At 39.1% G+C, this 10,363-nt stretch carries 10 protein-coding genes; all 10 read left to right on the top strand.

Going from position 1 to position 10,363, the window contains the following annotated elements; translation table 11 throughout:
- Nucleotides 1-28 precede the first annotated feature (28 nt).
- Genes purL through JW794_03690 form a run of 10 tightly spaced genes read left to right on the top strand, consistent with a single transcriptional unit; the run spans nt 29 to nt 10,183 of the window.
- Complete coding sequence (gene purL, locus JW794_03645) at nt 29-2,251, top strand: phosphoribosylformylglycinamidine synthase subunit PurL (protein ID MBN2017213.1); 2,223 nt, start codon at nt 29-31, stop codon at nt 2,249-2,251.
- A complete protein-coding gene (locus JW794_03650) occupies nt 2,248-3,087 on the top strand; it encodes a prolipoprotein diacylglyceryl transferase (protein ID MBN2017214.1) in 840 nt (279 codons plus the stop codon). Before purL ends, JW794_03650 begins: the two co-directional genes overlap by 4 nt.
- On the top strand, nt 3,077-3,787 hold the full coding sequence (locus tag JW794_03655) for a hypothetical protein (protein MBN2017215.1): 711 nt from the start codon (nt 3,077-3,079) through the stop codon (nt 3,785-3,787). The genes JW794_03650 and JW794_03655 overlap by 11 nt, the downstream gene beginning before the upstream one ends.
- On the top strand, nt 3,784-5,079 hold the full coding sequence (locus JW794_03660; protein MBN2017216.1) for an adenylosuccinate lyase: 1,296 nt from the start codon (nt 3,784-3,786) through the stop codon (nt 5,077-5,079). Before JW794_03655 ends, JW794_03660 begins: the two co-directional genes overlap by 4 nt.
- A gap of 48 nt (nt 5,080-5,127) precedes the next feature.
- Complete coding sequence (gene purS, locus JW794_03665) at nt 5,128-5,364, top strand: phosphoribosylformylglycinamidine synthase subunit PurS (GenBank protein MBN2017217.1); 237 nt, start codon at nt 5,128-5,130, stop codon at nt 5,362-5,364.
- A gap of 23 nt (nt 5,365-5,387) precedes the next feature.
- Entirely contained in the window at nt 5,388-6,080 is a 693-nt protein-coding gene (purQ, locus tag JW794_03670) for a phosphoribosylformylglycinamidine synthase subunit PurQ (GenBank protein ID MBN2017218.1), read from the top strand.
- Complete coding sequence (locus tag JW794_03675) at nt 6,077-6,772, top strand: ComF family protein (protein MBN2017219.1); 696 nt, start codon at nt 6,077-6,079, stop codon at nt 6,770-6,772. Before purQ ends, JW794_03675 begins: the two co-directional genes overlap by 4 nt.
- A gap of 6 nt (nt 6,773-6,778) precedes the next feature.
- Nucleotides 6,779-7,138 carry a hypothetical protein gene (locus JW794_03680; protein MBN2017220.1) on the top strand — a complete coding sequence of 120 codons (360 nt, stop codon included), beginning with the start codon at nt 6,779-6,781 and terminating at the stop codon, nt 7,136-7,138.
- Between the two features lie 12 nt (nt 7,139-7,150).
- Nucleotides 7,151-9,049 carry a glutamate mutase L gene (locus tag JW794_03685; GenBank protein ID MBN2017221.1) on the top strand — a complete coding sequence of 633 codons (1,899 nt, stop codon included), beginning with the start codon at nt 7,151-7,153 and terminating at the stop codon, nt 9,047-9,049.
- A 9-nt stretch (nt 9,050-9,058) separates the two neighbouring features.
- A complete protein-coding gene (locus JW794_03690; protein MBN2017222.1) occupies nt 9,059-10,183 on the top strand; it encodes a hypothetical protein in 1,125 nt (374 codons plus the stop codon).
- The last annotated feature ends 180 nt before the right edge of the window (nt 10,184-10,363 follow it).

The raw sequence follows: 10,363 nt of genomic DNA on the forward strand, positions 1-10,363 counted from the left end.
TTCAGCTAAATAAAGCAATTGAGGATACATGAATCCTGAGATCACGCAAGAACTCATTGAAGAGCACGGTCTTTCTCAAGAAGAATACCAGCGCATACTATCGATTTTAGGACGAGATCCCACAATCACTGAACTCGGAATTTTCTCTGTTATGTGGTCGGAACACGCCAGTTATAAAAATTCAATTCTACAACTGAAAACTCTTCCGCGATCAGGTGAATGCCTTCTTAAGGATGCAGGTGAAGAGAATGCTGGTGTCGTGGATATTGGAGACGGACTTGCGGTGGCATTTAAGATCGAGAGTCATAATCATCCATCCGCTCTGGAACCATACCAGGGAGCAGCAACAGGTGTGGGTGGAATTCTCAGGGATGTCTTTACTATGGGTGCACGTCCCATTGCATCATTGAATTCACTTCGGTTCGGTTCGCTGGATAATCCTCATGTGAAGCACCTTCTCAAAGGTGTGGTTAAAGGGATTGCTGATTACGGCAACTGTATGGGAATTCCAACGGTTGCGGGAGAAATCTATTTTGATGACAGCTATGAGGGAAATCCTCTGGTAAATGCGATGACGGTAGGGACTATAAAATATGAACACATTGCTACTGCTGCTGCTTATGGCGTGGGTAATTATGTCTTATATGTTGGTTCTTCAACAGGTAGGGACGGCATTCATGGTGCAACTTTTGCATCTGTTGAACTGACAGAAGAGTCAGCAGAAAAACGAACTTCTGTGCAAGTAGGGGATCCGTTTATGGAGAAACTACTTCTCGAAGCAACTCTCGAAGTAATAAAAAAGGAACTTGTTGTGGGTATCCAGGATATGGGTGCAGCCGGTTTAACTTGTTCGTCATCTGAAATGGCTGCAAAAGCTGGAACCGGTTTTGATATAGATGTTTCTCTCGTTCCTAAAAGAGAAACAGGAATGACCCCTTATGAAATCATGTTGTCCGAATCACAGGAACGCATGCTGTTGGTGATCGAACCGATAAATTTCAAGAAAGTACAGGAAATCTATGAGAAATGGGATCTGCATGTAGTGAAGATCGGTGAAGTGATTGAGAATGGAAATCTACGTGTACGAGAAAACGGTATTATTATTGCTAATATTCCAGCTCAAACACTCGTTCTTGGTGGTGATGCGCCAGTCTATACACGAGAGATTCAGTATCCTGAATATCTTCATGATTTGCATTCTTTTGATCAAGACAGTGTGGAAGAACCAGAAGATTATAATGAAATCCTGAAAAAATTACTCTCTTCTTCAAACATAGCAAGTAAAAACTATGTGTACACTCAGTATGACCATATGGTGAGGATCAATTCTGTGATCGAACCCGGTTCGGATGCGGCAGTTGTAAGGATAAAAGGTACAAAGAAAGCTCTTGCTATGACCACAGATTGCAATGGAAAATACTGTTATCTCGATCCCTATGAAGGAACAAAAGGAGCAGTTGCAGAAGCTGCTAGAAATATAGTATGCTCCGGAGGAAAACCGCTTGCGATAACAAACTGTCTGAACTTCGGTAATCCATATAAAAAAGATGTTTACTGGTATTTCTCTGAGTGCATCCGGGGTATGGGAGATGCATGCAGATTTTTCAAAACTCCAGTGACAGGTGGTAATGTCAGTTTCTATAATGAAACGGTCAAGAGTGCTGTTTATCCAACACCAGTGATCGGCATGATCGGGCTTCTCGATGATGTTACATTCGCGACTTCTCAGTATTTCAAAGAAGTAGGAGATGTCATTGTTCTTTTGGGAAAACATTGCAATTCGATTGCAGCTTCGGAATATTTAGCAATTGAACATAAATTGATAGCAGGTCATGCACCAGAAATCGATCTTGAATTTGAACAGAGAGTTCAGAATGTATGTTATGATGCTATTCATAATGGATTTATTCAATCAGCGCACGATTGTTCGGAAGGTGGTTTGGCGGTTGCACTTGTAGAATCGTGCTTCAATCCCCATGGTCTTCTGGGAGCAAAACTATCAATCGATTTGATGAATCGTGCTGATGCAGAACTTTTCGGTGAATCTCATTCACGAATTATTCTTAGTTTGAAAGAAGAGAATATCTCATCTCTTAAGCAAATTATTAAAAAATACAATATACCATACTCAATTATTGGAAAAGTTACTGAAGCCAGATTTGATATCAATCATCTTATTTCTCTTGATGTAAGAGAGTTATACGATCTTTGGTACCATTCTATTCGAAAGAAAATGGAGTCCGTCACATGATCCCATTCCCTGAAATAAATCCCGATCTCGTTACAATTCCCGAATTTTCGATAGGATCATTAACCATTGGACCACTACACATCCGATGGTATGCAATGATGTATATCATTTCATTCGCCATCGCTTACTTCCTATTAAAGAAGCTTTACAAAGAACGGGATGTCCACATCAAAAAAGAAAATTTCGAGAACCTGTTTTTCTATTTGATGCTTGGTGTAATCATTGGTGGAAGACTCGGCTATATGGTGTTTTATAACTTCAATGAGATATTCCGTCACCCTCTCGAAATATTTGCGGTTTGGCACGGTGGGATGTCCTTTCATGGCGGTATGATAGCAGCAATATTCTTCGGATATTTGTTTTGCAAAAAATACCATTATGATTTCTACAAATTAGCTGATCCGACAGTCGTTGTAGCGCCGATTGGACTTGCACTTGGAAGATTTGGTAATTTCATAAACGGCGAATTGTACGGAAGACCGACCGACCTTCCATGGGGAATGATCTTCCCTGGAGAACAGATTCCCAGACATCCGTCACAACTCTATGAGATGTTCCTAGAAGGTATCGTACTTTTTCTTATACTTTTTATTCTTGTTAAGAAAAATATGCGCAAGGGAATGGTATTCTGGAGTTTTATTTTCTTTTATGGACTCTTCAGATTCCTCGTGGAATTCCTTCGAGAACCGGATGCACATCTCGGACATCTTATCGGCTTTATGACGATGGGACAAATATTGAGCTTATGTATGATCATAGCTGGAATTGTTGGATATATTTCGATTTTCAGGAAAAAGCCAATACCTCCTGACGAAGAGGATTTCGATGAAGAATAAGTTATTTATAATTACAATAACAGTCCTTAGTCTTGTCGCTTGTGCATCAGTCTCGAAAGATAACTATAGCACGTTTGAAATTCAAAATAAGATAATAGAAAAACTCGCCTATCTTCAAGAGTGCAGAGCTGAGGGATTAGCAACGATAAATTACAATAATTTTGAAATAAAAACCAACTTCTTACTTCGGAAAAAGAATTCATCAGTTAGGATAGACGTTTTTTCAAGCGGTATTCTTGGTCTGAGTCCCAGCCCCAAAGCTCAAATTGTATTAGAAGATAATTTCGTAAATGTGTTTATTCCGGATCAGAAACAACTCACGATCACACGGCTCATTCCTGCCGATTCATTAATCAATGTTCAGGATATCGTGGCAACTTATAGTGTTGTAGAAAGTTTTGGATATTATATTGCATCTCCTTTTAATGGAGTGTATTATATCTTTGATAAAAAACTTCGTCTTGAATCTGTTCAGGTTCGCGATATACGCATTCAATTCTCGGAGTATAAAAAGGATTTACCTCATAAAATAACTGTACTTCAGAAGAAGATCGAAATTATCTCGCTCAATATTGATAAATGGAATTTTCAATTCATCAATGAGAATATTTTCGATTTTGAGGTTCCATCAAATGTACAGATCGAAGCAAACGAGCTTGATCTTACAATACCTGTAGAAATAATCGAGGAGGACGAATGATCTCTCGATATATGTTACCGGAGATGGATCATTTATGGAGTCTTGAAAACAAGTTTTCAACTTGGCTCCAAATTGAGATCGCTGCAGCTGAAGCAATGAATAAGCTTGGCTTCGTTCCTGATGCTGATCTCAATAATATCCAGCAGAAAGCCCAATTCATGGTCTCTGAAATCGATGAAATTGAGCAGAAGGTTCATCATGATGTAATTGCATTTCTAACGAATGTAGCATCCTATGTGGGACCTTCATCACGTTATATTCATCTTGGTATGACTTCATCTGATATCATTGATACCGCTAACTCTCTCTTGATGAAACAAGCAGGCGAGATCATTCTCGATTCAATAAAAGAACTTCTGCTTGTTTTGAAAGAACGTGCTTATACGTATAAAAATACACTTTGCATAGGAAGGTCTCATGCCATTCATGCAGAACCGACAACCTTTGGATTGAAACTTGCATTATGGTATGATGAGATGAAACGAAATCTTGTCCGATGGGAGCAAGCAATCGATATTATCTCGGTTGGTCAAATTTCCGGAGCAGTTGGTAATTATGCTCATCTTCCAATAGAAGTTGAAACCTATGTTTGCAAAAAACTCGACTTGAAACCAGTTAATATTTCTACACAGGTGATCCAGCGGGACAGATATGCTGAATATATTTCTGCAATTGCAATCATCGGAAGCACGCTTGAAAAGATCGCTTTAGAGATCAGACATCTCCAGCGAACTGAAGTTCATGAAGTTGAAGAAGGTTTTGCAAAACAGCAAAAAGGTTCTTCAGCAATGCCCCATAAAAAGAATCCCATTATTTCTGAACGTATCTGCGGATTGGCACGCATTTTACGTAGCAATGCGCTTACAGCTTTTGAGAACAATGCACTCTGGCACGAGCGAGATATCAGCCACTCCTCTGCTGAAAGAATCATTATTCCGGATTCTACTACGCTAGTGCACTATATGCTTTTTAAAACAACATGTCTCATTAAAAATCTTGCGGTTTTTCCTGCAAAGATGAAGCAGAATATTGATTTGACAAATGGACTTATCTTCAGTCAATCGGTTCTTCTCGCGCTTGCTACAAAAGGTGTCTCTCGGGAGAAAGCATACTATATCGTACAGAGAGCTGCAATGGAATGTTGGAAAACAGCAAAGGACTTTGCAAAAATCTTGTTACGCGATAAAGAATTTACCAAATTACTCAATGAAGATGAGTTAAGTTCATTATTTAACATGGATAAATTTACCAATAATGTCGATGCAATATTCACAAGAGTGTTTAATAATTAATTCAATAAATAATATAAGTTTTACATAGGAGTATTTGTGCGAAAAGCAATGATATATGTAACTTTGAAACCTGAAGTCCTTGATCCACAAGGCAAAGTTATCATGAATGCACTTCACACGCTTGGATATCATAATGTGTCCGAAGTTCGAGCCAGCAAGATGTTCGAGGTTGTCATAGATGTTGATAAAGAAGCAGATATCGCAAGAGAGATAGATGAAATATGCGATAAGGTTCTTGCAAATCCAAATATCGAAACATACCGATACGATATTCATGACGAGTAACGGTAACATCACGAGCTGAAAATATGAATTATAACATCATCATTTTTCCCGGATCAAATTGTGATTATGATGCCTACTATGTAACAAAGAACCTGATGAGGGATGAGGTTGAATATGTGTGGCATAAAGACACTGAGTTGAAGAATCCTGATTGTGTGATCATTCCTGGTGGTTTTTCATATGGAGATTATCTTCGAGCAGGTGCAATAGCAAAATTCAGCCCGATCATGAACGAAGTTGTCAGTTTTACTCAAAAGGGTGGTTTAGTAATCGGTATATGTAATGGATTCCAGGTTTTAACGGAAACCCGCTTATTGCCTGGTGCACTTCTTCAGAATAAATCACTCCTCTTTATCTGTAAACATCAGCAGGTTAAAGTTGTGAATACATCAACTCCATTTACGAATGCAATTATAAAGGATAGTATACTGGATATTCCTATCGCTCATAATGAAGGCAATTACTATATTGACAATGATGGGCTCAAATCATTACAGGATAATGACCAGATCGTTTTTCAATATTGTGACAATAATGGGATCATTGATGATAGTACAAACCCAAATGGGGCTGTAATGAACATTGCAGGTATCGTAAATAAAAAAGGAAATGTACTCGGCATGATGCCTCATCCTGAAAGAAGTTCTGACCCTACTTGCGGTGTTACTGACGGTCAGCAAATATTTTTATCAATTAAAAATTTTGTAGAAAAATGAATGTCATTACTTCAGTTGCCAATCTATTATTTCCACCTATGTGCTTTTCATGTAATGAAAGATTAGAAAACAGCACGATATTGTGCAATAATTGCATTGACCAACTTATCGATCTTGAAGGGATCAGGTGTACATTCTGTCATAAAGAGATTTCTCATGGCTTTATTTGCGATGAATGTAAAACGATATATCCTTTTGATGAAGTGGTTTGTGCATATATGTATAATTCACCAATTCAAAGCATGATCCATCATTTTAAATATAATGAATTCAAAAAGATTGGCACATATCTCGGCAAAAGACTTGCTGATAAATTATCACATTATGATTTCACTCGTAACACAGATTATATCATACCTGTTCCGCTTCATAGAACAAAGGAGCGATTTCGAGGATTCAATCAAGCTGAAATCATTGCAAAAGCAATCTCAAAATCTATTAAAATACCAATTCTAAGTGATGTGATAAGAAGGAAAAAATTCACTCAAACGCAGACAAAACTTGATCATACAGAAAGAGAAAAGAATGTTGCCGATGCCTTTATATTGAAAGATTCAGAGATTCTTAAGAAGAAATCTATATTATTAGTTGACGATGTTTTGACAACAGGATCAACTATGAAATCAATAGCACTTTTATTAAAGGAGAATCTTGCAGCGCATGTTTATGTATGTACATTAGCACGCGCATAATAAAATATGGATCTTATAGTAGAAGTTTCAAAAGATGATGCTCATGAGCTGATGGATAGAACTGCGAAGTTCATCGTTGAAAGAAGAATGGGTTCTGCAGCTATTCTCCTCATTGAATCTCTCAGACCGTTGAATTTTATTGCCAGCCAGATCCTCTATATGATAGCTCCATTTGCTGAGATCATTTTCAAACCTGATGAATATCAGAAATTTGCATGTTCCCTTGAAGATACGGAGAATGTAAAATATCTTATTAATAAGATTGACGAAAAGGATGCTGAATTTCATAAGAAATTAAAAGCTGATAAGAAGAAAGCGCGCGAATTGAAAAAGAAGAAAAAAGAATTAAAAAAGAAAGTTAAATAAATCGGAGGAAATATGGCAAAAGATCTACGTTCGATATTGGCTACTGATTGTGGTAGTACAACAACGAAGGCCATATTAATTAAGAAAATCAAAGATGAATATCGTTTGATCGTGCGAGGTGAAGCACCCACGACAGTTGAAGCACCCTTTGATGATGTTACCAAAGGTGTTCTTAATGCAGTCGAGGAAGTTGAAGACCTTGTTCATATTCGAGGAGAGCAAGAGAGAGCAATCATTAAAGATGAAACCATCGAAGTGCCGCAAGATGGCGAGAAAGGTGTCGATGCATATGTATCAACCAGCAGCGCCGGTGGTGGTTTGCAGATGATGGTTGCTGGTGTGGTTAAAAGCATGACCGGAGAAAGTGCGGAGCGAGCAGCGCTCGGTGCGGGAGCGATCGTTATGGATGTACTTGCCAGCAACGACAAACGTCTTCCACATCAACGTATCGAGAGGATACGACACCTCAGACCTGATATGATACTTCTTTCAGGTGGAATCGATGGTGGAACAACCAAGCATGTTGTCGAGTTGGCAGAGATCATTGCTGCAGCAGATCCCAAACCTCGTCTCGGTTCGGAATATAAACTCCCTGTTATTTATGCAGGCAATAAAGATGCTCGAGATGCAGTGCGAGATACCCTCGGAAATAAAGTCGATCTTATCATAACCGACAATATTCGTCCTGTTCTCGAAAGAGAAAATCTAGGACCTGCTCGTGACAAGATCCACGATCTTTTCATGGAACATGTGATGGCTCAGGCACCGGGTTATAAAAAATTAATGTCATGGACAAGAGCTGAAACAGATAGCGGTAACATTGAAGAAGTGCCTATTATGCCAACACCAGGTGCTGTCGGAAACATCATGCAGACTATTGCTAAAATAGAAAATATCGAGGTGGTAGGTGTGGATATCGGCGGCGCTACAACTGATGTTTTTTCTGTTTTTACCGAAGCCCAGGTTTTCAATAGAACCGTTAGTGCGAACCTCGGTATGAGCTACAGCATTTCAAATGTGCTCGCATCGACAGGTATCAAGAACATTTTACGTTGGGTTCCTTTTGATATTCCCGAATCCCAGCTTCGTAATATGATTAAGAATAAGATGATCAGACCAACAACGATTCCCTTCCTTGCAGAAGAATTAATGCTCGAGCAGGCAATTGCAAAAGAAGCTCTTCGACTTGCATTCGAACAACATAAAGAATTTGCCGTAACACTAAAAGGTACGCAGAGAGAAAGAGAAATTTCTGAAGCATTCTCACAATCGACATCCGGCGAAACTATCGTGAACATGATGAGTCTCGATATACTCGTGGGAAGTGGAGGTGTGTTATCTCACGCTCCCCGTAGGAATCAGTCTGCGATGATGCTTATCGATGCATTCCTTCCCGAAGGTGTTACACGGCTTGCAGTTGATAGTATCTTTATGATGCCTCAACTCGGTGTTCTTGCCTCGATCAGCGAGAAAGCTGCAACTGAAGTATTTGAAAAAGACTGCCTGATCCACCTTGGAACCTGTATTGCTCCAAAAGGTAAATACAAACAAGGAAAGATTGCATTGCATGCAACAATCGAACTCCCTGATGGTGAAGTATTTGAGCAAAATATTCCATTTGGTGAGATTGTCAAATTGAAACTTGGAGTTGGAGAAGAAGCCAAGGCAACTCTTAAGCCAATGAGTGGTTGTGATCTTGGTCTTGGAAAAAATGCTGAAATAGAAACGACCGTAACTGGTGGCGTTGTTGGACTCATAATCGACACACGTGGACGTGAAACTTATTTCGATGAAAAGTTGAATAAAGAAACAATGACCGCTCATATACCCCAAGATAATGCTATGCGTGTTGAAGCATTGAAAAAATGGATGAGGGCTCTCGAAGTCTATCCTGAAGAATGGTTATCATAGGAGGTTCAGATGGCACAAGCATATACTCCCGGATTAACAATAACGAAAAGCATTATTCTGCGTAAAGACAGAATCCTTCCACTTAAAGGAGATGTCATCGTAAAAATCGGTGATAAAGTTACTGCTGATGATAACGTCGCAAAAACAGATCTTCCCGGTGATGTCATTCCAATCAATATTGCTAATAAACTTGGTATTCCACCAACAGATGTACTCTCAAAAATGCAGAAAAAAGAAGGTGAGAAAATAAAAAAAGATGAGCCGCTTGCAATGACTACAAGCATGTTCGGTCTTTTTAAATCCATTGTAAAATCTCCTATAACAGGCAAAGTTGAAAATATTTCCAGTATTACTGGACAGGTACTTCTACGCGAACCGCCTGTTCCGATTAATGTAAAAGCATTTATCGATGGTGTGGTGAGCAAGGTTTATGAGAATGAAGGTGTCCAGATAGAAAATAAATCAGCATACATTCAAGGTATTTTTGGAGTGGGTGGTGAGATCACAGGCGAGATAAAAGTCCTCGTTGATGGTCCTGATGCTGAACTTCTTCCCGAACAGATCGATACTTCATGTAAAGATAAGATCATCGTTGGTGGTTCTCTTATACGTTTACCTGCGATCAAAAAAGCTATACAGGTCAATGCAAAAGGTATTGTTGTTGGTGGTATTGATGACCAGGACTTGAAAGATCTTCTTGGATTTGATATCGGTGTAGCTATTACAGGTCATGAGGAGATTGGGGTTACGTTAGTACTTACCGAGGGATTCGGTCCTATTAAGATGGCAGCCAAAACATACGAAATCCTCAAGGAATTTGAGGGTTACAAAACCTCAATGCATGGAAAAACTCAGATACGTGCAGGTGTCATGAGACCTGAGATCATTATCCCGATTCCTTTCAAAGAGGATGAACTCAAAGCCAAAGAAAAACAGATCACAGGACTGAAGATCGGTAGTGTGATCCGTATCATCAGAGAACCTCATTTTGGCGAGATATGTACAGTCACAGCACTTCCAGAAGAACTTGTTGTTGTCGAATCTGAAACAAAAGTACGTGTTCTCAAAGCAAAGATGGAAGACGGTGTCGAGGTTACTGTTCCTCGCGCGAATGTCGAGGCAATTGAAGATTAACCTTATATTATAAAATACAAAAAGGGCACCAGAGAGTGCCCTTTTTATAACGACAGAATATCAATGCTAAAACTCGGTTCCGCTCGAGAAATTAAAATTACTTATCTTCATTGAGGGAACAAGGAAACCTCCACCAAAGAAAGCACCTGCAATTTCTGCAGTATCTCCGATCTCATCGAT

It is taken from the genome of Candidatus Cloacimonadota bacterium (assembly GCA_016932035.1).
Classification (GTDB): domain Bacteria; phylum Cloacimonadota; class Cloacimonadia; order JGIOTU-2; family JGIOTU-2; genus Celaenobacter.